Source organism: Halomonas sp. H10-59 (assembly GCF_040070555.1).
In the GTDB taxonomy this organism is placed as follows: domain Bacteria; phylum Pseudomonadota; class Gammaproteobacteria; order Pseudomonadales; family Halomonadaceae; genus Halomonas; species Halomonas litopenaei.
On record NZ_CP098828.1, the window covers coordinates 3,167,232 to 3,191,154 of the forward strand.

Here is a 23,923-nt window from a genome sequence, read left to right on the forward strand (position 1 = left end):
GCCTGATGACCATGCGCCACGACAGCAACGACGCTAAAGACTCCAGCGCCGAACCGCGAACCGAAGAGGCAAGCTTGCGCCAGCAGGTAGAGGCGCTCAGCGAACGGGTACAGCAGCTCGAACAGGAGAAGCGCCACTATCAGTGGCTGGCCGAGAGCACCACGGATCTGATCTCGCGCCACGACCACAACGGCGTCTTCCTCTACGCCTCCCAGGCCGCCAGGACCCTGCTGGGCTATGATCCTGACGACTTGATCGGTGTATCGGCCTACGACCTCTTCCACCCGGACGATCTGGCGGCGCTGCTGTCCAAGTCCCCTCGTATCTACTACCACGAGGGCTTCTACGAGCAGACCTACCGTTTTCGAACCCACAGCGGCCACTACATCTGGTTCGAGACCACCAGCCGTACCCGTCGCGACCCCGCTACCGGCGAACTCACCGACGTGCTGTGCGTCTCCCGCGACGTCAGTCGGCGTGTCGAGTCCGAGGCACGCCGCGAGCGCCTGGCAAGGGTGGTGGAATCGACCACCGATTTTGTGCTGTTCTGCGACCAGGACGAACGCGTGGTCTACTGCAATCAGGCCGCACGTAGCCTGTTCAGGCTCGACGAAGAAGGCGCAAGCACGACCATTGCCGAACTCTTGGTGCCAACGTCGGCACAAAGATGGCGTGAACAGGTGCTGCCTGCCGTCACCCTGGAGGGGCGCTGGAGTGGCGAGCTGGCCCTGGCCTCACCCTCAGGCGAGATCCCGGTGCTCAGCGTGGTCCAGCTGCACCGTGAACAGGGAGGGCAGACGCGACTGTCGATCCTCAATCGAGATCTCAGTCTGCGCCTGGAGGCGGAGGCCCAGGCACGCCGCCATCAGGAGCAGATCACCCACGCCAATCGCCTGGCGAGCCTGGGTGAACTGGCCACCAATATCGCCCACGAATGCAATCAGCCGCTGGCGGCTATGGGCAACTACGCCAGCGGCGCGCTGATGCAGCTCGAGCGCGACCCCGACCAACCCGCCCACCAACTGGCGCTGCCCCTCAACCGCATCAACGATCAGATTCAGCGCCTATCCGAACGCTTCAAGCATATCCGTCGCTTCGTTCGCCGCGGCAGTCTTCACCTCGCGCCCCAGGATCTCGCCGAGATCATTGGCCAGGCCTGCGACCTGTGCGAGCCCCAGTGTCGGCACGAAGGCGTGCATCTGGCGTCACGCCTGGCCCCTGGCCTCGACCTCGTCATGGCCGACGCCATCGGCCTGGAACAGGTACTGGTCAACCTGATCCGCAACGCTCTCGACGCCTGTCGCGACATCGCCACTCCGCCCAGGCCTCCGTGCATTCGCCTGGAAGCCTACCCTCTTGGCTCCCGTGAATGCTGCGTGGACATCGTCGACGACGGCCCCGGCGTGGCACCAGAGCAACGCCAGGGCCTGTTTACGCCATTCGTCAGCGGCCGCAAGGACGGTCTCGGCATGGGGCTATCGATCAGCCTGTCGTTGATCGAGGCCATGGGCGGCAACCTGGTGCTGATCGATGACGGCGACCCACCGAGCGCAGACGCTCTTGCCCCCGGTACCGGTGCGAGGCGGCCAGAAGATCCTGACGCGCCACAGGGTGCGCGCTTTCGTATTACCCTGCCCTCCGCCTGAGGGCTCGCCCCGCTGATCCCTCGGCGCGTCCCCTGACTTGAGACGCCAAGCGCCAGCCAGGCGGAGATCAGGCACCAGGCTTTGTACGAAAACCCGGCGGCCAGGCATCGCCTGGCACGGTCCCCTTTGGCCGGGGGATCGGCTAGCATAGGGGCCTGCCCGCGAGACTCGCCCAACCAGCGAAGTGACCATCATGCCCGTCGACACTGCTGACCAGCCAACCATCGCCATCATCGACGACGACGATGACCTGCGCGAGTCGCTCGCCTGGTTGTTGCAGTCGGTGGGACTTGGCAGTCAGGGCTACGCCAGCGGCGACGCCTTTCTCGCCTCGTCGCGGCACCATGAGGTGCTGCTGCTGGACGTGCGCATGCCCGGCCTCAGCGGTCTGCAGGTCCAGCAGCGGCTGGCCGAGCGAGACCGTTGTCCTCCCCTGATCATGATGACCGGTCACGGTGACGTGCCCATGGCGGTCGCCGCGTTGAAGGCGGGAGCCTTCGACTTCATCGAAAAGCCCTTTAATCAGCAGCAATTGATCGATGTCATCCAGCAGGCGCTGGCTCACCACCAGCACCGGCAGCGGGCCCAGGCCGATCTCGAAGAGCTGCGGCAGCGATATGAAGGGCTGAGGGCCAACGAACAGGCCATTCTGGTCGAGGTGGCCCGCGGGCTTACCAGTCGCGAGATCGCCGAGAAGCTGACGCTGAGCGCCAAGACCGTGGAGGTCTACCGTCAGCGCATCATGAAGACACTCGGCGCCGATAGCCTGGCGCATCTGGTCAGGCTGGCCGTGGCGCTGGGATTGGTGTCAGCACTGCCCGGGCAGGATAGCGACGTCAGCCGAGATGCCGGCGCGCCGTCATGAGTCTGGTGACAAGGGCAGATTGAGAGGCCACCAACTGGCAGCCAGCTCAGTTCGACATGCAGCAGGAAGTGAAGCAAAGCGGTTCAGGCCGAACGCCGTAACCAGTCATCCGGACCCGCTAACCCCGGTCCCCTCAACCGTGCCAGACGACTGGACAGCGGCTCCAGCCCGAGCGCCTGACGACGCCGATCGACGTCATCCGGCCGTTCGATGACGCTGGGCACGGGCCAGCCGTCGTCGCCGATCTCGAATTGGGTGCCATAGCGCTGGGGCCGACCGGTCAGGACCCTTATGCGATCTTCGAGAAAGGCCAGCTGCCACCCGGGCGCCTGGCCGGCGGCAACCGCCTGAATCAGTGCAGAACAGCAACGTTGCATGAAATCCACGTCGAAAACCGCGTGCATCGCGATGTACCAGGCTGCTTCGCTGCCGTCTTCCCCGACGGTGTCCTTGCCCGGCCAGCCGTGACGATCGATGACCGCAGACAGACGCTCGGCATTGGCCTGATGCAGCGCACGCACTCGCGGATGATAGTCGGCGGAGGGGATCTCCCCCGAGGCCGCGAGTTCATCCAGCAACGCTCTATCTTGCTCGGCCAGCGCCACCATCTGCTGGGCCAACATGGTATTCCTCGTGTTCATGCAACGCACCTCATTTGCAGGCCAGCTTGCCGACAACCTACAGCGTCCTAGGGTTACCCTTCGGCATCAATAGTCGATCCGCCGGGCGCTGCGTAGGAAAATGCCGACGCCAGAAGCATATTTCAGTGAAGAATCACGTATCTGGCTGTCCGTCATCGGACAACTTTGGTCCATGCTAGAGTCAAGCCAAGGCCACAGATATCCCTCCCCGGAGGCATCCTTCCCCAGGCAGGAGGCCGCCCGCGGATCATCTTTATGAGGAATACTGAATGAATTCGACCGATCGTCAGCACCTGCGCCGCTGCGTTGACCTGGCCAGGGAGGCCCTCGAGGCTGGTGACGAGCCGTTCGGCTCGCTCCTGGTGGACCCGCAAGGGCAGGTTCGCTTCGAGGATCGCAACCGCGTCGCCGGCGGTGACGCGACCCGCCACCCCGAATTCGCCATCGCCCGCTGGGCGGCCGAGCACCTCAGCGTCGAAGAGCGCGCGCACTCGACCGTCTATACCTCCGGCGAACACTGCCCCATGTGCGCCGCGGCGCATGGCTGGGTCGGACTCGGACGCATCGTCTACGCCAGCTCCTCAGAACAGCTCGGCGGCTGGCTCGGCGAGTGGCAGGTGGCACCTGCCCCGATCGCCCCGCTGCCGATCCAGACCATCGTGCCGAGTGCCGAGGTGGAGGGGCCGGTTGAGGAGTTTGCCGACGAGATTCGCGAGCTGCACCGGCGGCTCTATCGGAAGTGACGGAGGAAGGGGGAGCTGGGGTATCGAGAAGGCGGACAGCGGCGTCGAGTCGTTGGCCGGCGACGCCGGTGATCAACCGTCAGCTCAGGCTATCGAGCACGTCACCCACACGCAGGATGGCCCCCACGCCCTGCTCGACGACGGCATTCTGGCCAAAGAAGGCGCCCTTCCAACCGGGCTGGGTATCCATTTCCACCAGGGTCTTCAACGGCTCCTTGGCCGAGGGCGCCTCACCGCTGCGCTGATCCAGGGTGATGATCTTGCAGCGCTTGCATGGCTTGCGCAGGCCGAGGCGATAGCCGGGCCCGGCCAACGAGGCCCAATCCCGTTCGGCGAAGGGATCACCGCCCGACACCACCAGGTTGGGGCGGAAGCGCTCCATCGGCACCGGCGCCTCCCCCTTGGCTTCCAGCCGCTGGTTGAGCGCTGCCAGCGAGGCCTCGGAGGCGATCAGCAGGGGGTAGCCATCGGCAAAGGCGGTATGCACCACACCGCGCTCCGCCGGCGGCAGAAACTCGGTCGCTACCCAACGGCGCTGCTCGTGGGGCAGGCGCACCAGCCGCAACCGCCCCGCTTCGCGCTGGGGTTCTGGCAAGGACTTTGGCAAGGGCTTTGGCAAGGACTTTGCCAGCGCTTCTGCCAGCCAATTCGCCGCACCGTCGCCTTCGTCCAACGCCTGGCATTCGCTCTGCCAGACCCGCACCTGGCGCATGGCCGCCTGGGGTTCGTCCAGTGACAGCACGAGCGGCGCCATCCTGTCGTGGACCAGGCGCAGCGTGTCGGACGACAGTTCGACACCGATGGTCGCCAGGGCGGGGATCTCACGCTGGGTGACGAAACGCCCGTCGTCGTCGACCAGCATCCAGCGCCGATCGAAGGCGAGCCCGCGCTCGGTGAGTTCAGCCCTGGACAGCGCGATGCCGCGCAGCGACTTGACGGGGTAACAGGCGAGAGTGGAAAGCTTCATGGGCATCCTTGCCAGGGGCCATCGTCTCAAGTTGGTGGCACGGGCACTGCACGGAGCCAGTACCAGTGCTAATAACCAGTACCAGTATCAGCCTAACGCCAGTTCGACGGCCCTGCGGGCGTGAATGGCCGTCGTATCATACAGCGGAATCTCGGTGTCGGCCTGAGCGACCAGCAAGGCGATCTCGGTGCAGCCCAGTATCACCGCTTCCGCACCACCGGCCTTGAGCTCTTCCATGATCGACAGCATCACCTGGCGTGACGCCTGCTCGATTTCACCATGGCAAAGTTCATCGTAGATGATCCGGTGAACCTGATCGCGCTGAGCCTTCTCGGGTACCTGTACCTCGATACCGTAGGCCTCGAGCCGGTCCTTGTAGAAGCCCTGCTCCATGGTAAAACAGGTGCCGAGCAGCCCCACCCGCTTGACCCCGTCGGCGATCAGGGCATCGGCGGTGGCGTCGGCAATGTGCAACAGAGGGATATCTACCGCCTTTTCGATGTCTCGGGCCACCTTGTGCATGGTATTGGTACACAGCACGATAAGGTCCGCGCCCGCCTCCTGAACGCGCCAGGCGGCGTCGGCGAGCAGCCCGGCGGCATCCTCCCAGCGGCCCTGATGCTGAAAGGCCTCGACCTCGGCGAAGTCCAGACTGATCAAGGCAATCTTGGCCGAATGATGTCCACCAAGTGCGCGGTTCACATCCCGATTGATGACCTGGTAGTAGCTCACCGTGGACTCCCAACTCATGCCGCCCAACAGCCCGATGGTCTTCATAGCGCCCTCCCGAGGACTTCCCTGGCCCAGTCAGTGTTGCGGTACCGTCTACTTCAGCATACAAGAGTCATCGGTGGCTCACAGCACCCTCACCCTCAACGGCTTTCCTGTTTCGCGCATCTCGCATACTCTTAGCGGGCTAGCAAAAGTGCTACCACTACCTCCACCGTCCCACGACAAGGAATCTCGATGACGGCCTCAGACACCCTCAAGCTGGTCCTGCTGTCGAGCCTGTGGGGACTGTCCTTCATCTTCATGCGGGTGGCCTCGCCGGAGTTCGGCGCCGTCCCGGTGGTGATGATCCGCATGGGGGTCGGCGCCCTGCTGCTGCTGCCCCTGCTGGCATCACTGCACTACCTGCGCCAGGTGCGCGACAATATCGGACGCCTGGCGCTGCTCGGCTTCATCAACCACGTGGTGCCGTTTTCACTGCTGGCCCTGGCGACCACCCAGCTCGAGGCGGGCTTCACCTCGCTGATCAACGCCACCACTCCGATCTTCACCGCGCTTATCGGCGCCGCCTGGTTCGCCACGCCGATTCGCCGACGTCAGTACCTGGGTCTGGCGCTGGCCTTCGTCGGTGTCTACGTGTTGTCCGCCGATCGGCTGGACTTCCAGCTGGGCGGCGATGGCTGGTACATCCTGGCGATTCTCGGGGCCACCTTCTGCTATGGCATCGCCGGCAACTATTCGAAGACCCACCTCGGCCATCTGCCGGTACGCGTGCTGGCCGCCGGCAGCTGCTCGATGTCCGGGCTGATGCTGCTGGTGCCCGGTCTGCTGATGTGGCCGCAGCAAGCCGTCAGCATCGAGGCCTGGGGCAGCGCCCTGGCCATGGCGGTGCTGTCCACCACTGTCGCCTTTCTGCTGTTCTTCAGCCTGCTGGCCAGCGCCGGGGCTACCGCCGCCTCTACCGTGACCTTTCTGGTACCGGTCAGCGCCCTGCTGTGGGGCTATCTGCTGCTCGACGAGACCCTGGGACTGCGCACCCTGGTGGGCATGGCCATCACCCTGGCAGGCACCGCTGTGGCCACCGGCATGCTGTCGCCGGGCCGGGACAAGGCCACGCGACCATTGCCCCGCTAGGCGCCCCCAGAATCCTCGCGCCTGAACGACGAAGCGGCCATGGCATTCGCCATGGCCGCTTCAGTGCTCGCTGAAGGCTTGTGAACGAGACTCAGAAGTTGGGCTTGCGCTTCTCGACGAAGGCGCTCATGCCTTCGCGCTGCTCGTCGGAGGCGAAGCACAGGGCAAACAGGCTGGTCTCCAGCGCCAGGGCGCTGTCCAGATCCTGGTCCATGCCGTCGTGGATCACCTGCTTGGCACTGCGCACCGCGCCGGGGCCATTGCCGGACAACTGCTTGGTCAGGGTGGCGGCGTAGTCCTCGAGCTCGGCCTGGGACATCACCTGATTGACCAGGCCAATGCGCAGGGCCTCCTGGGCGTCGATCTTGCGACCGGTGGTGCAAAGGTCAAGCGCCATGGCCGGGCCGACCCGACGCGGCAGACGCTGGGAGCCACCGAAGCCGGGAATGACCCCAAGCAGTACCTCGGGCTGGCCAAACACCGCGTTGTCGCTGGCCACCGCCCAGTCACAGGCCAGCGCCAGCTCGCAGCCGCCGCCGAGGCAGAAGCCGTTGACCAGCGCCACCACCGGCACCGGCAGCGTCTCGAGGCGCTTGATGGTCTTCAGCGCCTGACCGGCGAAGTCGCGCGCCTCGAGCGGGTTCATCTCGCGCATCGCGGTGATGTCGGCACCGGCCACGAAGGACTTCTCGCCGGCGCCGGTGATCAGCACCGCGCGCAGGCCCTCGCGACCTTCGAGCCGATCAAGGATCTCGGCCAGCGCCTCGATGACCTCGCGATTCAGGGCGTTCAACGCCTTGGGACGGTTGATGGTGAGGCGTACCACGCCATCGTTGTCGACCATCTCGACCAGTTGTTCGCTCACGAAATGCTCCTTGTCAGAGTTGTCAGTTGTCGGCGAGGCCCGCCTGGCGTCGGCGGAGCCTGGCGCGTTCGTCACCTTTGGCCCAACCCTAGCGAACGCTTGGTAGGCTCACAAGCCATCCTTTTGGCGCATGCCACCGCCTCAACCGCTGTAGTCGTGAAAGCCGCGGCCACTCTTGCGTCCCAGATAGCCGGCGTCGACCATCCGCTTGAGCAGCGGACAGGGGCGATACTTGGGATCGCCGAAGCCATCGGCCAGTACGTTCATGATCGCCAGGCAGACGTCCAGGCCGATCAGGTCGGCCAGCGCCAGCGGGCCCATCGGGTGGGCGGCGCCAAGCTTCATGGCGGTGTCGATGTCTTCGGCGCTGGCCACCCCTTCCTGCACCAGGAAGGCAGCCTCGTTGATCATCGGCACCAGCAGGCGGTTGACCGCGAAGCCTGGGGCGTCGCCGATCGCCACGGCGGTCTTGCCCATGGACTCGGCCAGGGCTTCGACACGGGCCACGGTCGTGTCGCTGGTCTGCTCGGCGCGGATGACCTCGACCAGCTTGAGTACCGGCACCGGGTTGAAGAAGTGCATGCCGACGACTCGCTCTGGCCGCTGGCACACCGCCGCCAGACGGGTCAGCGACAGCGAGGAGGTGTTGGAGGCCAGCACCGCCTCGGGGTTGATCTCATCGAGCTCCCGGAACAGGCGTTCCTTGAGCTCCGGCGCTTCCGGCGCCGCCTCGATGATCACCCCACAGTCGGCCAGGGCCTGGAGCAAGTTGACCGTGGTCAGGCGCGCGCGGGCCTCGTCCCGCTGTTCGGCACTCAGCCGCTGCTTTTCCACCAGCTTGGCAAGGCCCTTGTCGATCGCCGCGCTGGCCCGCTCCAGGGCGGCCTCGGCAACATCATAGAGGCTCACCTCGAAGCCGCTTTGCACCAGCACCTGGGCGATGCCCTGACCCATGGTTCCACCACCGACCACACCGATCCGCGTCTCGCTCACTTGCTTTCTCCCTTGATGGATATTTCCCTCGATCATGACACAACCACGCCGCCCCCGGTCACCCCGAAGGCGGCGTCTGATGATCTGCTCCCCGCTCTGTCGCGGGCGGGCTTACCCTGCCATCAGCGGATGGCAGGCGGCGATCAGCTCTCCTTGGCCTGCTGACGCAGCACGAACTTCTGGATCTTGCCGGTCGAGGTCTTCGGCAGTTCGGTGAAGACGACGCGCTTGGGCACCTTGAAGCGCGCAAGCTTGCCCCGACAGTGCTCGATGATGTCCTCTTCGGTCACCTCACCGCTGGTGGCCTTGAGCTTGACGAAGGCGCAGGGGCTTTCGCCCCACTTCTCGTCAGGCTGGGCCACCACCGCGGCCTCTTCCACCGCCGGGTGGGCGTAGAGCGCATCCTCGAGTTCGATGGTGGAGATGTTCTCGCCGCCGGAGATGATGATGTCCTTGGAGCGATCCTTGATCTCGATGTAGCCATCGGCGTGCCACACTGCCAGGTCGCCGGTGTGGTACCAGCCACCATCCAGCGCTTCCCGGGTGGCGGCCTCGTTCTTCAGGTAGCCCTTCATCACGTTGTTGCCACGCATCATGATCTCGCCGATGCTCTCGCCGTCCTTGGGCAATGGCTCCAGGGTCACCGGGTCGGCCACGCAAAGCGCCTCCAGCATGTGCCCACGCACGCCCTGACGGGCCTTGATGCGGGCACGCTCCTCCAGCGGCAGCTCGTCCCAGGCCTCGCGCCAGGCGCACACCGTCACCGGACCATAGACCTCGGTCAGACCATAGACGTGGGTCACATCGATGCCGAGTGACTCCACCCCGGCGATCACCGCAGCAGGCGGCGCCGCCCCGGCGGTGGTGGCCTTGACCGGGTGGTCGATGGCACGACGCTGGGACTCGTCCAGATTGACCAGTCCGTTGAGCACGATCGGCGCGCCGCTGAAGTGGGTCACCTTCTCGTCGGCGATCAGTTCCATGATCTTCTTCGGGTCGACCTTGCGCAGGCAGACGTTGACCCCGGCGTTGGCGGCGATGGTCCAGGGGAAACACCAGCCGTTGCAGTGGAACATCGGCAGCGTCCACAGGTACACCGGGTGATGCGGCATCGCCCACTCGAGGATGTTGCTCACGGCGTTGAGGTAGGCGCCGCGATGGTGATAGACCACGCCCTTGGGCTTGCCGGTGGTACCGGAGGTGTAGTTCAGCGAGATGGCGTCCCACTCGTCTTCGGGCAGGCGATAGGGGTAGTCGGCGTCACCTTCGGCCAGCAGGTCCTCGTACTCGATCTCGCCCAGGCGCTCGGCCTGGCCCTCGAACTCGGGATCCAGCACGTCGATGATCAGAGGCGGTTTATCGAGGCCCTTGATCGCCTCACGTACCACCTCGACAAACTCCGGGTCCACCAGGATCGCCCGGGTCTCGGCGTGTTCCAGCATGTAGGCAATCGCCGAGGCATCGAGACGGATATTCAGGGTGTTGAGTACGCAACCGACCAGGGGCACGCCAAAGTGAGCCTCGAACATCGCCGGCACATTGGGCAGCATCACCGACACCGTATCCCCCTTGCCGAGTCCACGACGCTCCAGTGCCGAGGCCAGTCGCCGGCAGCGCTGCCAGGTGGTGGCCCAGTCGCGGCGCGTCTGGCCGTGGACCACCGCCGGCAGGTCCGGATAGACGCTGGCCGCGCGTTCGATGAAGGTCAACGGCGAGATCGCCACGTGGTTGGCCGCGTTGCGCGGCATGCCCTGGTCGTAGATGTTGCTCATTAGACACTCCTGATTGAAGGTCGCATGCGTAGCCACTGGCGGCCTGCGCCTCGCTACGAGGAAAATGACGATGGCCGATCCTGAACAGAAGATAGCCGCCGGTGGACACCGACGGCCAATCGGTTCAGCCAAGCGATACGGAAAGCAGTTCGTCGAAGCCGGCCTCGATGACGCGACGCTGGGCGCGTCCCTCGGGGAGCCACTGGCGCACGGCGAAGTCGGCACAGGCCAGCTTGCGCCGGTAGAAGTCGTCGTCGCTGCCGGCGTCCAGCGCGGCCCGGGCGATGATCGCCGCGCGCCCCATCTGCCAGGCGCACAGTACGTGGCCGGTCAGCGACAGAAGCGGCGTGGCGTAGGCCTGGATGGCGTCGGCGCCGCGTTCGGCGTCCGCCCCCGCCTCCAGCACCAGGGCCGCACAGGCACGCAGATCCTCGGCACCGGCGGCAAGCTCTGCCCCCAGCGGAGCAAGAGAAGAATGGGCTGACAGCGCTTCGGCGGTGGCCTGCACTTCGTCGATCAGCAGTGACAAGGCCGCGCCGCCATCGCGCTGGAGCTTGCGCCCCGCCAGATCGAGCGCCTGGATGCCGTTGGTGCCCTCGTAGATCGGTGCGATACGCACGTCCCGCAACAGTTGCGCGGCGCCGGTCTCCTCGATGAAGCCCATGCCGCCGTGGACCTGAACACCCAACGAGGCGATGTCCACCGCCTGGTCGGTGGAGAAGCCCTTGACCACCGGGATCAGCACCTCGGCCCGCGCCTGGGCCTCGCGACGGCGCGGTTCGTCCTCATGGTGACGAGCCACGTCGAGTTGCTGAGCGCACAGCAGCGCCAGCGCCCTCAGGGCGTCGGTGCGCGCCCGCATCGACAGCAGCATGCGGCGCACGTCCAGGTGCTCGCCGATGGTGCAGGGCTCGCCTCCGCGGGACGGTGGTGTGCGTCCCTGGGAGCGATCGTTGGCGTAGGCCAGGGCGTGCTGGCAGGCGCGCTCGGCGACACCGATACCCTGGATACCGACCTTGTGGCGGGCCTCGTTCATCATCGTGAACATGTGGTTGAGGCCGCGCCCGGCCTCCCCCACCAGATAGCCGACGGCGCCGTCCTTCTCGCCGAAGCTGAGGGTGCAGGTGGGACTGCCGTGGATGCCCATCTTGTGTTCGATGGAGGCGCACACCACGTCGTTGCGCTCGCCCGGCGAGCCGTCCTCATTGACCAGGAACTTGGGCACCAGAAACAGCGAGATGCCCTTGTTGCCCTCGGGGGCGTCGGGGGTGCGCGCCAGCACCAGGTGGATGATGTTCTCAGCGGCCTCGTGTTCGCCCCAGGTGATGAATATCTTCTGGCCGAACAGCCGGTAGTGATCGCCTTCCGGCACCGCGCGGGTGCGCACCCGGGACAGGTCCGAGCCGGCCTGAGGCTCGGTCAGGTTCATGGTGCCGGTCCAGCTGCCTTCCACCAGACGCGCCAGGTAACGCTGCTGGAGTTCGTCGCTGCCATGGTGAGCCAGCGCCTCGATGGCACCCGCGGTCAGCATCGGACACAGGCCCAGCGCCATGTTGGCGCCATGCAGCATCTCCTGCACGCTGCTGGCCACCACCTCGGGCAGCCCCTGACCGCCACGCTCCTCGGACACGCCGATCCCGTTCCAGCCGCCCTCGGCGTAGGCCTGGTAGGCCTCGGCGAAGCCGTCTGGCAGTGTCACGCTGCCGTCTTCCAGCCGGCTGCAGCCCTGGCGATCACCGCTGGCATTGAGCGGCGCCCAGACATCAGAGGCGAGCTTCGCGGCCTCCTCGAGCACAGCGTCGACCAGCTCGGGGCCAACCTCGGCAAAGGGGGCCAGGTTCAAGGACTCGTGCTCGAGCATTTCTGACAGCACGAAGGACAGGTCTCGCAGGGGAGCGGCGTAGGGATACATGGGGCACCTCGTGAAAACGATACCCGGGATAGTAGTTTCCCTAGTCGGCTCACACTATTGGGCCAAGGTCGCAGTAGACTTCAGGGTTGATCGGGGACAAGCGGCGTGCTCGATAGCGCACGGTAAGGAGGGAACGGGCAGAAAATGGCAGGCCGTGGAAAGGTGCGGAAGGGAGGCCGCCGCCGAACGGGAACGGCGGCGGCCGGTGTGATCAGCGGGTCTGGCGGATCACGTCGGTACCCTCAGGCACCTCGAAGCGGTAGCGCTGGTCATCGATGTTGCCGTTCTGCTCGGCATTATCGAAGGCGATGGCGGTACGCTGACCGGTGCTGTCGGTCATCTCCAGCGCCGCCAGCTGCTCGCTGTAGAAGGTCAGCCGCAGGCTTTCGAACAGGGTGTCCGAGGCCTTGGGCTCCAGGGTGAAGGTCTCGGCGGTGCCTTGCTGAGAGCTCTTGACCTCGTAGCTGTCGGTGAGCTCGTTGGCGCTGCCGGACAGCAGCAGAGCCGGGGTGTGGGTGATGCGCTCATCCAGCGGCTGAATGGTGGCCTGCTCGAGATCGGGGTCATAGAGGGTGACCTCATCGCCGTCCGACACCACGATCTGCTCGTAAGGTGCCTTGACCTCCCAGCGGAACTTGCCGGGGCGCGACAGCCACATGTGCCCTTCGGTCTGCTGCAGGCGCTGGCCACTGCCGTCGAGGATCTGCTGCTCGAAGTCGGCGGAATAGGTGTTCAACGGCTCCAGCATGCGGGTCAGGCGCTCAGCGCCGTCGGCCAGCGCGGTGGCGGGGATCGCCAGCGCCAGGGCCAGCGTGGCAAGACCGGAACTCAAGGTAAGGCGTGCGGGCATAGCGTCTCTCCGTCGAAATCGTCGAAATCCTTGTCGCGCCGGAGCGGCTCCGGCGCCGGGAGGATGTCCGTTTGAGTCCAGTATGCCTGGCAAGTTGCCGCTGAACCCGGTCGTGACACCCTCTTGCATGGTGATTACATCCTGACGCGACACTGTCCCCAAATGGAGACAGTGTCGCGCCGATCGGGTTAGCCTGCGGTGGGCGGCGGTGCCAGCACCTCTCGCCCGCCGTTGCTGCCCATGGACGATACCACCCCGGCCATTTCCATGGCCTCGACCAGGCGTGCAGCGCGGTTGTAGCCGATCTTGAAGCGCCGCTGGACCGCCGAGATCGAGGCCCGGCGCGTCTCGGTGACAAAGGCCACGGCCTCGTCATAGAGGGCGTCCTGCTCGGCGTCGCTGTCATCGCCGGTGCCTTCGGCCTCGAGCCCGGTCAGGGCATCGGCGGAAACACCACCGGAGAGGATCTCGTCGATGTACTCGGGCTCGCCGCGCCGCTTCCAGTCTTCCACCACCCGGTGCACCTCATCGTCATCGACGAAGGCGCCGTGCACGCGGGTTGGCTGACCGGAGCCCGCCGGCAAGTAGAGCATGTCACCATGGCCCAGCAGGTTCTCGGCGCCGCCCTGATCGAGGATGGTGCGGGAGTCGACCCGCGACGACACCTGGAAGGCCATGCGGGTGGGGATGTTGGCCTTGATCAGGCCGGTGACCACGTCCACCGAGGGACGCTGGGTCGCCAACACCAGATGAATACCGGCGGCGCGGGCCTTCTGCGCCAGTCGGGCGATCAGCTCCTCGACCTTCTTGCCGACGATCATGAACATGTCGGCAAATTCGTCGATCACCACCACGATGTAGGGCAGCTTTTCCAGCACCGGCGGGGTCTGGTGCATCTCCCAGGGCTGGGGCTCCCATAACGGATCGGCAACCTGGGCACCGGCCCGCTCGGCCTCATCGAGCTTGCTGTTGAAGCCGGCGATGTTGCGCACTCCCATGGCGGCCATCAGCTTGTAGCGACGCTCCATTTCGGCCACGCACCAGCGCAGGGCGTTGGCGGCCTCCTTCATGTCGGTGACCACCGGCGCCAGCAGGTGCGGGATACCGTCATAGACCGACAGCTCCAGCATCTTGGGATCGACCATGATCAGCCGAAGCTCGTCGGGGGTCGCCTTGAGCAGCATCGAGATCAGCATGGCGTTGACCCCGACCGACTTGCCCGAGCCGGTGGTACCGGCGACCAGCACGTGGGGCATCTTGCCCAGGTTGGCCACCACGGCGGCACCGCCGATGTCCTGACCCAGCGCCATGGTGAGACCAGAGGCCTCGTGCTGGTAGCGGTCCGAGTCGATCACCTCGCGCAGGCGGATCATCGCGCGATTGGGGTTGGGGATCTCGATACCCACGGTGGGACGCCCGGGTATCACCTCCACCACGCGTACGCTCTTGACCATCAGCGAACGCGCCAGGTCCTTGGCCAGGTTGCTGATCTTGGAGACCTTCACCCCCGCCGCAGGCTTGATCTCGAAGCGGGTGATGACCGGGCCCGGCCAGGTATCGACGACCTCGGCCTTGACGCCGTATTCGCGCAGGCGCATCTCGAGCAACTCCGCCATATCGGCCAGTTGCTGCTCGGTGTAGTTGGGCTGATGCGGCTCCGGCGGGGTCAATAGCCTGAGGCTTGGCAGCTCGCCATCGGGTTCCGGCAGGTCATCGAAACCGGGACGCTGGCTTTGCAGGTGCTCTACCGTCCACAGCGTCGGGCCGTCGTTGTCGGCGGCCTCACGGGCTTGCTCGGCGGTAGCCACACGTCCTTCGCCCACGCTGTCGTGGCCTCCGGCAACATTCCCGCCCGCGGCATCGTGACCTGGCTCAACGCGGGGAGGCTCGGTCGGCGTGCCGGCGTCGCTGCGGGCCGCTTCCTGCTGCACGCGCTGACCAGCATCCTGACCAGCGTCCTCAGCAGAAGACGGACGGGGAGAAGAACTGGGAGCCTGACTCGAGACACTACGCGGCGCCTCATGGGTGGCCGCCAACAGACCGGCACCCGCCCCTGCAGCGATGGCGCCGCCAGCCAGGGCACCACCATCATCAGGCAGCACCGGCTCGGGGATTTCTTCGGCACGACGCTCCTCTCGACGAGGCTGCGTCTGGTGGCTCGACGGCTCCTCCCCGCGAGCGGGCTCTTCCCGACGCGGCTCCTGTGGAGCGCCGGTCGCCGGCGCGGACGGCGCAGCCTCGGACTCCTGAGAAGAGCTAGGCGCGGCTGGCGCGGCTTCGGGCGCCTGCGGAGAGCGCTCCTGTGGATCGGCTGGCGCGGCGGGCGCGGTTTCGGGCGCCTGAGAAGAGCTAGGCGCGGCTGGCGCGGCTTCGGGCGCCTGTGAAGAGCGCGCCTGTGGAGAGCCAGGCGCGGTTTCGGGCGCCTGTTGAGAACCCTGCGCGGCTGGCGCGGCCCCGGGCGCCTGTGAAGAGCGCGCCTGTGGAGAGCGTGCCTGAGCAGTAGGCCCGGCTTCGGGGGCCTCTAAAGAGCTCGGCTCGCTTGCACGTTCAGGCGAAGGCACCGGCGCATCCCTCTCTGCACGCAGCGACATCGGCTCTTCTGCCCTTGCCGCCGAAGGTGCCTCTGCCGCAAAACTGCCGCCCAGGGTCGGCTCTCGCCGCTCTCTGGAAGCCGTGGGCTCCGGGGCCAGGGTCGGCTCTCGCCGACCACCCTCAGGTTCGGTGGGACGGGTGTCCCGCGGCGTTGTGGTGCCGTCCTGAACGCTACCTTCATGGCGGCGGCGAGGCGCGGCCTCGGCAAAGCGTTCGGTATAGGCAGCGCCAGGCTGCTTGGCCGACGGCGTGGATTCCGCCACGTCCCAGGGAATATCGGTGTTGCCGTCGTCGCCCATGGACGACCCCGCGGCCTCATCCAGGTCGGTCGGAGTCCCCTTGCCGCGCAGGCGCTGCCACCAGGAGGGCCGGGGCGTCGTATCGCCTTCCTCGCCATCTTCGCTGTCGATCGGCGATGACGCCTTGGCCCTGGGCTCAGGTGCACTGTGCTGGTCGGCGCCCTGCCCTGCGTCGTCCTCGTCTTTAGACGACGCGAAGCGGGACTTGAGCCAGCGTCCCAGCAACAGACAACGGTGGCCCGCCTCGTCCATGACATTGAGCCAGGACAACCCGGTAAACAGCGGCATTCCGCCCAGGATAGCGACAACGGCGAGCAGACCTGTTCCGCCGACGCCCACCAGTGGCCGCAGGGCGCCGACCAGCCCGACCCCGAGGATGCCACCGGTGGAGTATGGCAACACGCTGTCGGGCTGATGGAAGTAGAGCGCCCCCAGGGTGGTGCACCCCAGCAGCAGCAGAATCAGCCCACCGCAGCGCACGGCCAGGGCGGTCGCATCCCACTCGAACTCCACTCGACGGGAACGGATCAGGTACCAGGCGGCAAACGCCAGCATGCCTGGCCACCACAGGGCGCTGATGCCAAACAACGAATACAGCACGTCGGCGAGCCAGGCCCCGATGGGGCCCATCCAGTTGGCCACCGCGGTCTCGGGGCCACTGCTCGACCAGCCGGGGTCCGCCGGCTCGAAGCTGAACAGTGCCAGCAGCAGGAATACGCAGGCAGCCAGCAGTACGATGATCACACCTTCCCTGGCAGAGCCATGCAGACGCAACCCGACCTTGCGGGCGGTCTCCTTGGCGGCTGCCGCCGTCGCGCGCGACGACATGGACTTCTTGTTGGCACTCAAACGGCCTTCCCCTTGCGCCATAACGGCGTCTTCCATCCTTCTGACTGGAGGTCATGATACCGAGCCAGCCGGTGAGCGAATAGGCCCAGCATACCTTGAGCGAAGCGCGGGCTGGGGGCACACTGCCCCATCTTCCACCCGGTATTGCAAAGGGAGCCCCATGCTGCCCTGGCTCAACGAACATCCTGTGACCTTTCCTTCGGTCGATATTGCCCTCGACGACCCGGACGGCCTGCTGGCCGCTGGCGGCGGGCTATCTCCCGAATGGCTGATAGAGGCCTACCGCCGCGGAATCTTCCCCTGGTACAGCGACGACCAGCCGATTCTCTGGTGGAGCCCCGATCCGCGCATGGTGTTGCACCCCGAAGAGCTACGCGTGCGCCGAAGCCTCGCCAAACGACTGCGCAACGGGGGCTTTCGCGCCACCGCCGACCAGGCGTTCGACGCCGTCATCGACGCCTGTGCTGCGCCGCGCAACGATGGTCATGCGTCAGGCACCTGGATCACCGATGAAATGCGTGACGCCTACTGCGACCTGCACCGGGAGGGGGTCGCTCACTCGGTGGAAATCTGGCGTGACGACCGGCTGGTCGGCGGGCTCTATGGTGTCGCCCTGGGACCGGTGTTTTTCGGCGAATCGATGTTCAGCCGCGAGGCCGATGCCTCCAAGATCGCCCTGGTGCATCTGGCCCGCGCCATGGCGGCCGGCGGCGGGCGTCTGATCGACTGCCAGATGCACACGCCCCACCTGGCCAGCCTCGGCGCTCGAGGTATCGCTCGATCAGCCTTCATCGGCTATCTTGAGAGGTGGCTGGATGATCTGGACAGAGACAGCCTGACGACGCCGGCATGGTCATTCACCGGCATCGGTGAATGACCTGGTATCAGAAGGCCATGTATGACGACCACCATCGACACGACCCATACCAACGCCTGATCCATCACTCGATGCCATCCGACAGGGAGACGGCAGCCTTGAGCAGCAATACACCGCGTCAACCCGTACGCGACCTGCGGTTCTTTCTTACTGTGCCGCACGCCTGCAGCTATCTGCCGGGCAAGGAAGCGACCACCCTGTTCCTGGATCCCAAGGAATCCCCGGGACAGGGCGTATATGACGCGCTTACGCTACTTGGCTTCCGTCGCAGCGGTCTGCATCTTTACCGCCCTCACTGTGAAGGCTGCCACGCCTGCATCTCCGTGCGAATCCCGGTAGCGGACTTTCTCCCCAATCGCACCCAGCGACGCCTGATGCGGCGCAATGCCGACCTGACCATCGAGGTGGTGCCGGCGCAGTTCGACTCCCGCCACTACGACCTCTACGCCCGCTATATCTGCACGCGCCACCATGACGGCGACATGTTCCCACCGAGTCACGAGCAGTACCGTACCTTCCTGAGCCTCGATCAGCCCTACGCGAGACTGCTGGAAATGCGCCTGGACGGAAAGCTGGTAGCGGTATCGGCCTTCGACGAGCTGCGCCATGGCTTGTCCGCCATCTACACCTTCTTCGACCCGGACCACAGCCTCGAGCGCCGTTCTCTTGGCACCCAGGCGGTGCTGGCGCTGATCCAGATGGCATCCCTGAAGGGACTTCCCCATGTCTACCTGGGCTACTGGATCGAGGAGTGCCGCAAGATGAGCTACAAGAGCAGCTTCTCGCCCCTCGAGCGCCTGGATGGCCGGCTCTGGCGACGACTGGTACCGATCGACAGCGAGTAACCGCCCAACCCGATAGCTCAAGCACGTTCCCTGCTCTCTAGAGAGCGGCAGAATATCGCGCACTTTGAGGGGCTAGCCTGCTATCAATGGCCATCTGCCTTTGCCATCTGACTCCGGGGATACTGGAAAGCGGCAGAATATCGCGCACTTTGAGGGCCGATCAGCCATCTGCCTTTGCCATCTGGCTCTGCATCCGGCAGAATATCGCGCTATCCTGACCACAGTAACGGCAGTGACGCCTCAAGGTCAGGCATCTTTTCGATTTCACCAGCGAGGATTCGCCTATATGGCACGCGAAGACCATATCGAAATGGAAGGCGTGGTCGTCGACACCCTTCCCAACACCATGTTCCGGGTCGAACTGGAAAACGGCCACGTGGTGACCGCCCACATCTCGGGCAAGATGCGCAAGAACTACATCCGCATCCTGACCGGTGACAAGGTCAAGGTCGAGCTGACTCCCTACGACCTGTCCAAGGGTCGCATCGTCTACCGTTCCCGTTGAGAACGGCCGGCGTCAGCGCTTCAGCGCCGACGCTACTTGCCGGTAACGCGCCTTAGCGGCGCGCCCCACCCCACCGGCAAGCGCAGCCCCCTTTCGCAAGACAGCAAGACTCTGGTGCAGCACCAGCCCTGCTTTGCCTGACGCAGCAGGGCGGCACCGCCTCGTCCAAAAGCCGGGCAACGACCCGCTGCCGGGGACTCCCACGGCTGTTGCCGTCCAGACCCTGCTGGATACAAACGACGACGCCCCGTCGTTGACGGGGCGTCGCGTAGTTTCACTTCCTGACCAGTCGAAGCAACCAACTTGCTGGATAGTCTCAACAGGCAGGCTCATCAAGCAGGCCCAACAGGCAGGCTTCAAGGGCTTGGCCACACCCCAGTAGCCTGCCTCGACACTCAAGGCGCGTCGGCCATCTCCACGTCGGTGGACAGGTGAAGCTCTCCGTCCTCCAGACTGACGTGCACCAGCCCACCGTGCTCGGCCAGATCCCCAAACAGGATCATCTCGGCCAGGGGCTTCTTCAGCTTTTCCTGGATCAGTCGCGCCATGGGGCGGGCGCCCATGTCCGGGTCGTAACCCATGGTCGCCAGCCAATCGCGCGCCTCGTCGTCCACCTCGAGCTGCACCCGTTTCTCGTCGAGCTGGGCCTGCAGTTCCACCAGGAACTTGTCGACCACATTGCGTACGACAGGCTTGGCCAGTGACGCGAACTGGATGATGCCATCCAGACGGTTGCGGAACTCCGGCGTAAAGGTCTTGCGAATCGCCTCCATGGCATCGGTGGAGTGGTCCTGGGTCTGGAAACCGATCGAGCGACGCGTCGCGATCTCGACCCCGGCGTTGGAGGTCATGATCAGAATGACGTGACGGAAATCCGCCTCGCGCCCGTTGTTGTCGGTCAGACGACCGTGGTCCATGACCTGCAGCAGCAGGTTGAAGACCTCGGGGTGCGCCTTCTCGATCTCGTCGAGCAGCAGCACGCAGTGGGGCTGCTTGGTGACCGCCTCGGTCAGCAGACCACCCTGGTCATAGCCGACATAGCCAGGAGGTGCGCCGATCAGCCGCGATACCGTGTGCCGTTCCATGTACTCGGACATGTCGAAGCGCAGCAGTTCGACCCCCATGATATGGGCCAGCTGACGCGCCACCTCGGTCTTGCCGACGCCGGTGGGGCCGGCGAACAGGAAGCTGCCGACCGGCTTGTCCGGCGACTTGAGCCCGGCGCGGGACAGCTTGATCGCCGCCGCCAGGCTGTCGATGGCCTCATCCTGACCGAACACCAGCATCTTGAGATCGCGATCCAGGTTCTCGAGCAGCTTGCGATCGGAGCTGGATACGCTCTTCGGCGGAATCCGCGCGATGGAAGCGACCACCGCCTCGACCTGATCGACGTCGATGGTGTCCACGCGCATTTCCGGCGGCAGCAGGCGCTGGTGGGCACCGGCCTCATCGATGACATCAATGGCCTTGTCCGGCAGGAAGCGGTCGTTGATGTAGCGATCCGCCAGCCGCGCGGCGCTGTCCAGCGCGGCGTCGGTGTACTTGAGCTGGTGGTGCTCCTCGAAGCGTGAACGCAACCCCTTGAGGATCTTGATGGAGTCCTCGACCGAGGGTGCCATCACATCGACCTTCTGGAAACGACGGGCCAGGGCACGATCCTTCTCGAAGATACCGCGGAATTCCTGGAAGGTGGTGGAGCCGATACAGCGCAGCTCGCCGGAGGACAGCAGCGGCTTGAGCAGGTTCGATGCGTCCATCACTCCACCGGACGCCGCACCGGCGCCGATCACCGTATGGATCTCATCGATGAACAGGATGGCGTTGGGCAGCTTGCGCAGTTCCGCCAGCAGGCTCTTCAAGCGCTTCTCGAAGTCACCACGATACTTGGTTCCCGCCAGCAGCGCGCCCATGTCCAGCGAGTACACCACGGCGTCGCCGATCACATCGGGCACGTCTTCCTCGACGATGCGCTTGGCCAGGCCCTCGGCGATGGCGGTCTTGCCGACGCCGGCCTCACCGACCAGCAAGGGGTTGTTCTTGCGCCGCCGTGCCAGAATCTGCACCACCCGCTCGAGCTCGTGATCGCGCCCGATCAGGGGGTCGATCTTGCCCATGCGGGCCTGCTCGTTGAGGTTGGTGGCAAAACCGGTCAACGGATTGCCGCCGGCCTCGCTGCCGGCTTCCTCGGCGTCCTCGGCCTCGGGAGCCGCCGAAGACGGGCTCTGGCCGTGGCCGGTGACCTTGGAGATCCCGTGGGCGATGTAGTTGACCGCATCGACCCGTGCCACGTTCTGCTGCTTGAGGAAGTAGACCGCCTGGCTCTCCTGCTCGGAGAAGATCGCAACCAGTACGTTGGCACCGGTCACTTCGCTCTTGCCAGAAGACTGCACGTGGAACACGGCCCGCTGAAGCACTCGCTGGAAGCCCAGCGTCGGCTGGGTCTCGCGCTCGGTCTGGTCTTCCGGAATCAGCGGGGTGGTGGAATTGATGAAATCCTGCAGGTCGGACCGCAGCTTGTCGAGATTGGCCCCACAGGCACGCAGCACATCTGATGCTGAAGCATTATCCAGAAGCGCCAGCAACAAGTGCTCCACGGTCATGAACTCATGGCGCTTGGAACGCGCCACGGTGAAGGCCGTGTTCAGGGTCAGTTCAAGTTCTTTGCTCAGCATGGCAGTCCCCTTCTCGCCGCATAGGGCTTGCATCGGATCTTTTGTGGTCCGGCACCATCAACATCGGGTACAAATGGCGCCGTTGCAAGTTCTTCGTCAACGCAGCAGCCGTCTCTCGTTAACGCGGGGCCGGCTTGTGCGGATCTGTGACCACTCGTCGCCGCCAGCGGCAGCACTGTCAGGGCGATCCGATATCGACCCGTCTCAGTCCGCTGCCTCGATATCGCTCAACAGCGGATGCTGGCACTCTCTCGCATACTCGTTGACCTGATGGCTCTTGGTCTCGGCGATGTCATGGGTAAAGACACCGCAGGTTGCCTTTCCGTGGCTGTGGACCGTCAGCATGATCTGCACGGCGGTCTCGCTGTCCAGGTGGAAGAAGGTCTGCAGCACCTCCACCACAAACTCCATGGGGGTGAAGTCGTCGTTATGCAAGACAACCTTATACATGGGTGGCCTGGCCACCTCGGGGTCAGCCTCCTGGGTCGCCAGATCACCGTCATCCTGCTCGCCCGGCTCACTGGGCGGACGGGTCATTCCGGCGAAGGGGGCGCGGATCCAGACAGGATCCTCCTCTCTTGCGTTGAACATAGGCCTCACACTGTCAATCGGGTGCCTGCGCCCACCCGCGTCGAGCATTGGACGTCGGCGGCGCGGCAGGGTTCCGTTCCGTCTCCCATTATCGGAAATCCGACGGACGCTTTCACGCAAAAAACGTACAAAGCAAAAAGCCCCCGCCCGAGCGGGCGAGGGCCTTTTCAGAGCGCCGCGATGAACAGCCGGTACGGGCGATAGCGATCACCGGCACCAGACGCTGTCATCGGACGATCGGTACGTCGCTTACATGTTGTCGGCGACGGCCTGACCGAACTCGGAGCACTTGAACAGCGTGGCGTTTTCCATCAGGCGATGGAAGTCGTAGGTGACCTCGCCCTTGCTGATGGCCTTCTCCACGCCCTTGAGCACCAGATCGGCGGCCTCGACCCAACCCATGTGGCGCAGCATCATCTCGGCGGAGAGGATCAGCGAGCCCGGGTTGACCTTGTCCTGGCCGGCGTACTTCGGCGCGGTGCCGTGGGTCGCCTCGAACATGGCGGTGGTGTCGGAGATGTTGGCGCCCGGCGCGATGCCGATGCCGCCCACTTCCGCCGCCAGGGCGTCGGACAGGTAGTCACCGTTCAGGTTCAGGGTGGCGATGACGTCGTATTCGGCCGGACGCAGCAGGATCTGCTGCAGCATGGCGTCGGCGATGACGTCCTTGACCACGATGTCCTTGCCGGTCTTCGGGTTCTTGAAGGTCATCCAGGGGCCGCCATCGAGGAGTTCGGCGCCGAACTCTTCCTTGGCCAGCTCGTAGCCCCAATCCTTGAAGGAGCCTTCGGTGAACTTCATGATGTTGCCCTTGTGCACCAGGGTCAGCGACTCGCGGTCGTTGTCGATGGTGTACTGCAGGGCCTGACGGACCAGACGCTTGGTGCCTTCGATGGAGACCGGCTTGACGCCGATGCCACAGTTCTCGGGGAAGCGGATGTTGGTGACACCCATCTCTTCACGCAGGAACTTGATGACCTTGTCGGCTTCCGCGGTACCGGCCTTCCATTCGATGCCGGCGTAGATATCTTCGGAGTTCTCGCGGAAGATGACCATGTCGACGTCGGCAGGCTTCTTGACCGGGCTCGGCACGCCTTCGAACCAGCGCACCGGGCGCTGACAGACGTACAGGTCCAGCTTCTGGCGCAGCGCCACGTTCAGTGAACGGATGCCGCCACCGACCGGCGTGGTCAGCGGGCCCTTGATGGAAACGATGTAGTCCTTGACCGCTTCCAGGGTCTCTTCCGGCAGCCAGGTGTCCGCGTCATAGACGTGGGTGGCCTTCTCGCCGGCGTAGACTTCCATCCAGTGGATCTTGCGCTCGCCGTTGTAAGCCTTCTGCACAGCGGCGTCGATGGCGATCTTCATCGCCGGGGTCACGTCGACACCGATACCGTCACCCTCGATGAAGGGAATGATCGGATTATTCGGTACGTTCAGGCTGTTGTCGGCGTTGGCGGTGATCTTTTCGCCGCCCTCAGGGACGACAATTTTCTGGAAACCCATTGAGAACTCCCCTGTCAGGTCTATTCAGTGGAGCGCGGAGTATAGCATTACCCCCCGCGCCCGGAGTAGG

General features: G+C 65.0%; 19 protein-coding genes. 7 read left to right on the top strand and 12 right to left on the bottom strand.

Features of this window, described 5'->3' with window-relative positions; all coding sequences use genetic code 11:
• The first annotated feature begins 74 nt into the window (after positions 1–74).
• Both NFG57_RS13895 and NFG57_RS13900 read left to right on the top strand, forming a co-directional pair.
• A complete protein-coding gene (locus tag NFG57_RS13895) occupies positions 75–1,646 on the top strand; it encodes a PAS domain S-box protein (protein ID WP_348814569.1) in 1,572 nt (523 codons plus the stop codon).
• A 193-nt stretch (positions 1,647–1,839) separates the two neighbouring features.
• Positions 1,840–2,511, top strand: a complete 672-nt coding sequence (locus tag NFG57_RS13900; RefSeq protein ID WP_108133271.1) for a response regulator — start codon at positions 1,840–1,842, stop codon at positions 2,509–2,511.
• 83 nt (positions 2,512–2,594) lie between these two features.
• On the opposite strand, the gene NFG57_RS13905 is transcribed toward NFG57_RS13900, so the two are convergent.
• Positions 2,595–3,152, bottom strand: a complete 558-nt coding sequence (locus NFG57_RS13905) for a DUF6624 domain-containing protein (protein WP_124804119.1) — start codon at positions 3,150–3,152, stop codon at positions 2,595–2,597.
• Between the two features lie 269 nt (positions 3,153–3,421).
• Here NFG57_RS13905 and NFG57_RS13910 point away from each other — a divergent pair, with 269 nt between their 5' ends.
• Positions 3,422–3,895 (top strand): nucleoside deaminase, encoded by a 474-nt coding sequence (locus tag NFG57_RS13910; RefSeq protein ID WP_045992898.1) that lies wholly within the window; start codon positions 3,422–3,424, stop codon positions 3,893–3,895.
• A 79-nt stretch (positions 3,896–3,974) separates the two neighbouring features.
• On the opposite strand, the gene NFG57_RS13915 is transcribed toward NFG57_RS13910, so the two are convergent.
• Together NFG57_RS13915 and NFG57_RS13920 are read right to left on the bottom strand one after the other, a co-directional pair.
• A complete protein-coding gene (locus NFG57_RS13915; RefSeq protein WP_348814570.1) occupies positions 3,975–4,862 on the bottom strand; it encodes an MOSC N-terminal beta barrel domain-containing protein in 888 nt (295 codons plus the stop codon).
• Between the two features lie 87 nt (positions 4,863–4,949).
• The gene (locus tag NFG57_RS13920) at positions 4,950–5,639 is read right to left on the bottom strand and encodes an aspartate/glutamate racemase family protein (RefSeq protein WP_222568545.1); all 690 of its coding nucleotides are present in this window, start codon (positions 5,637–5,639) and stop codon (positions 4,950–4,952) included.
• Between the two features lie 189 nt (positions 5,640–5,828).
• Here NFG57_RS13920 and NFG57_RS13925 point away from each other — a divergent pair, with 189 nt between their 5' ends.
• On the top strand, positions 5,829–6,725 hold the full coding sequence (locus NFG57_RS13925) for a DMT family transporter (protein WP_108133266.1): 897 nt from the start codon (positions 5,829–5,831) through the stop codon (positions 6,723–6,725).
• A 91-nt stretch (positions 6,726–6,816) separates the two neighbouring features.
• On the opposite strand, the gene NFG57_RS13930 is transcribed toward NFG57_RS13925, so the two are convergent.
• The 6 genes from NFG57_RS13930 to NFG57_RS13955 all read right to left on the bottom strand — a co-directional run bounded on the left by NFG57_RS13930 (position 6,817) and on the right by NFG57_RS13955 (position 16,836).
• Complete coding sequence (locus tag NFG57_RS13930) at positions 6,817–7,590, bottom strand: enoyl-CoA hydratase-related protein (protein WP_045992902.1); 774 nt, start codon at positions 7,588–7,590, stop codon at positions 6,817–6,819.
• Positions 7,591–7,731: 141 nt separating this feature from the next.
• Positions 7,732–8,583, bottom strand: coding sequence for a 3-hydroxybutyryl-CoA dehydrogenase (locus tag NFG57_RS13935; RefSeq protein ID WP_348814571.1), 852 nt, complete (start codon positions 8,581–8,583; stop codon positions 7,732–7,734).
• A 143-nt stretch (positions 8,584–8,726) separates the two neighbouring features.
• Positions 8,727–10,355, bottom strand: coding sequence for an acyl-CoA synthetase (locus tag NFG57_RS13940; protein ID WP_108133265.1), 1,629 nt, complete (start codon positions 10,353–10,355; stop codon positions 8,727–8,729).
• Positions 10,356–10,479: 124 nt separating this feature from the next.
• A complete protein-coding gene (locus NFG57_RS13945; protein ID WP_348814572.1) occupies positions 10,480–12,267 on the bottom strand; it encodes an acyl-CoA dehydrogenase in 1,788 nt (595 codons plus the stop codon).
• Between the two features lie 211 nt (positions 12,268–12,478).
• Complete coding sequence (lolA, locus tag NFG57_RS13950; protein WP_045992906.1) at positions 12,479–13,117, bottom strand: outer membrane lipoprotein chaperone LolA; 639 nt, start codon at positions 13,115–13,117, stop codon at positions 12,479–12,481.
• Between the two features lie 188 nt (positions 13,118–13,305).
• Entirely contained in the window at positions 13,306–16,836 is a 3,531-nt protein-coding gene (locus NFG57_RS13955) for a DNA translocase FtsK 4TM domain-containing protein (RefSeq protein ID WP_348816190.1), read from the bottom strand.
• 181 nt (positions 16,837–17,017) lie between these two features.
• On the opposite strand from NFG57_RS13955, the gene aat reads away from it, so the two are divergent.
• From aat to infA, 3 genes are all read left to right on the top strand, one after another.
• Positions 17,018–17,734 (top strand): leucyl/phenylalanyl-tRNA--protein transferase, encoded by a 717-nt coding sequence (gene aat / locus NFG57_RS13960; protein WP_045992907.1) that lies wholly within the window; start codon positions 17,018–17,020, stop codon positions 17,732–17,734.
• A 98-nt stretch (positions 17,735–17,832) separates the two neighbouring features.
• Positions 17,833–18,579, top strand: a complete 747-nt coding sequence (locus NFG57_RS13965; protein WP_348814573.1) for an arginyltransferase — start codon at positions 17,833–17,835, stop codon at positions 18,577–18,579.
• A gap of 286 nt (positions 18,580–18,865) precedes the next feature.
• A complete protein-coding gene (gene infA / locus NFG57_RS13970; RefSeq protein ID WP_013332816.1) occupies positions 18,866–19,084 on the top strand; it encodes a translation initiation factor IF-1 in 219 nt (72 codons plus the stop codon).
• 395 nt (positions 19,085–19,479) lie between these two features.
• Here infA and clpA read toward each other — a convergent pair whose 3' ends face one another.
• From clpA to icd, 3 genes are all read right to left on the bottom strand, one after another.
• Positions 19,480–21,756, bottom strand: a complete 2,277-nt coding sequence (gene clpA, locus NFG57_RS13975; protein WP_045992909.1) for an ATP-dependent Clp protease ATP-binding subunit ClpA — start codon at positions 21,754–21,756, stop codon at positions 19,480–19,482.
• Between the two features lie 204 nt (positions 21,757–21,960).
• Positions 21,961–22,293, bottom strand: a complete 333-nt coding sequence (gene clpS, locus NFG57_RS13980; protein ID WP_045992910.1) for an ATP-dependent Clp protease adapter ClpS — start codon at positions 22,291–22,293, stop codon at positions 21,961–21,963.
• Between the two features lie 303 nt (positions 22,294–22,596).
• Positions 22,597–23,853 (bottom strand): NADP-dependent isocitrate dehydrogenase, encoded by a 1,257-nt coding sequence (icd, locus tag NFG57_RS13985; protein WP_045992911.1) that lies wholly within the window; start codon positions 23,851–23,853, stop codon positions 22,597–22,599.
• Positions 23,854–23,923: the final 70 nt, after the last annotated feature.

Coding starts and splice junctions, on each gene's coding strand:
- infA (WP_013332816.1), top strand. CDS start 18,866: ATGGCACGCGAAGACCATATCGAAATGGAAGGCGTGGTCGTCGACACC.
- NFG57_RS13920 (WP_222568545.1), bottom strand. CDS start 5,639: ATGAAGACCATCGGGCTGTTGGGCGGCATGAGTTGGGAGTCCACGGTG.
- NFG57_RS13910 (WP_045992898.1), top strand. CDS start 3,422: ATGAATTCGACCGATCGTCAGCACCTGCGCCGCTGCGTTGACCTGGCC.
- NFG57_RS13915 (WP_348814570.1), bottom strand. CDS start 4,862: ATGAAGCTTTCCACTCTCGCCTGTTACCCCGTCAAGTCGCTGCGCGGC.
- NFG57_RS13945 (WP_348814572.1), bottom strand. CDS start 12,267: ATGTATCCCTACGCCGCTCCCCTGCGAGACCTGTCCTTCGTGCTGTCA.
- NFG57_RS13900 (WP_108133271.1), top strand. CDS start 1,840: ATGCCCGTCGACACTGCTGACCAGCCAACCATCGCCATCATCGACGAC.
- NFG57_RS13905 (WP_124804119.1), bottom strand. CDS start 3,152: ATGAACACGAGGAATACCATGTTGGCCCAGCAGATGGTGGCGCTGGCC.
- NFG57_RS13940 (WP_108133265.1), bottom strand. CDS start 10,355: ATGAGCAACATCTACGACCAGGGCATGCCGCGCAACGCGGCCAACCAC.
- NFG57_RS13955 (WP_348816190.1), bottom strand. CDS start 16,836: ATGTCGTCGCGCGCGACGGCGGCAGCCGCCAAGGAGACCGCCCGCAAG.
- aat (WP_045992907.1), top strand. CDS start 17,018: ATGCTGCCCTGGCTCAACGAACATCCTGTGACCTTTCCTTCGGTCGAT.
- clpA (WP_045992909.1), bottom strand. CDS start 21,756: ATGCTGAGCAAAGAACTTGAACTGACCCTGAACACGGCCTTCACCGTG.
- NFG57_RS13925 (WP_108133266.1), top strand. CDS start 5,829: ATGACGGCCTCAGACACCCTCAAGCTGGTCCTGCTGTCGAGCCTGTGG.
- icd (WP_045992911.1), bottom strand. CDS start 23,853: ATGGGTTTCCAGAAAATTGTCGTCCCTGAGGGCGGCGAAAAGATCACC.
- lolA (WP_045992906.1), bottom strand. CDS start 13,117: ATGCCCGCACGCCTTACCTTGAGTTCCGGTCTTGCCACGCTGGCCCTG.
- clpS (WP_045992910.1), bottom strand. CDS start 22,293: ATGACCCGTCCGCCCAGTGAGCCGGGCGAGCAGGATGACGGTGATCTG.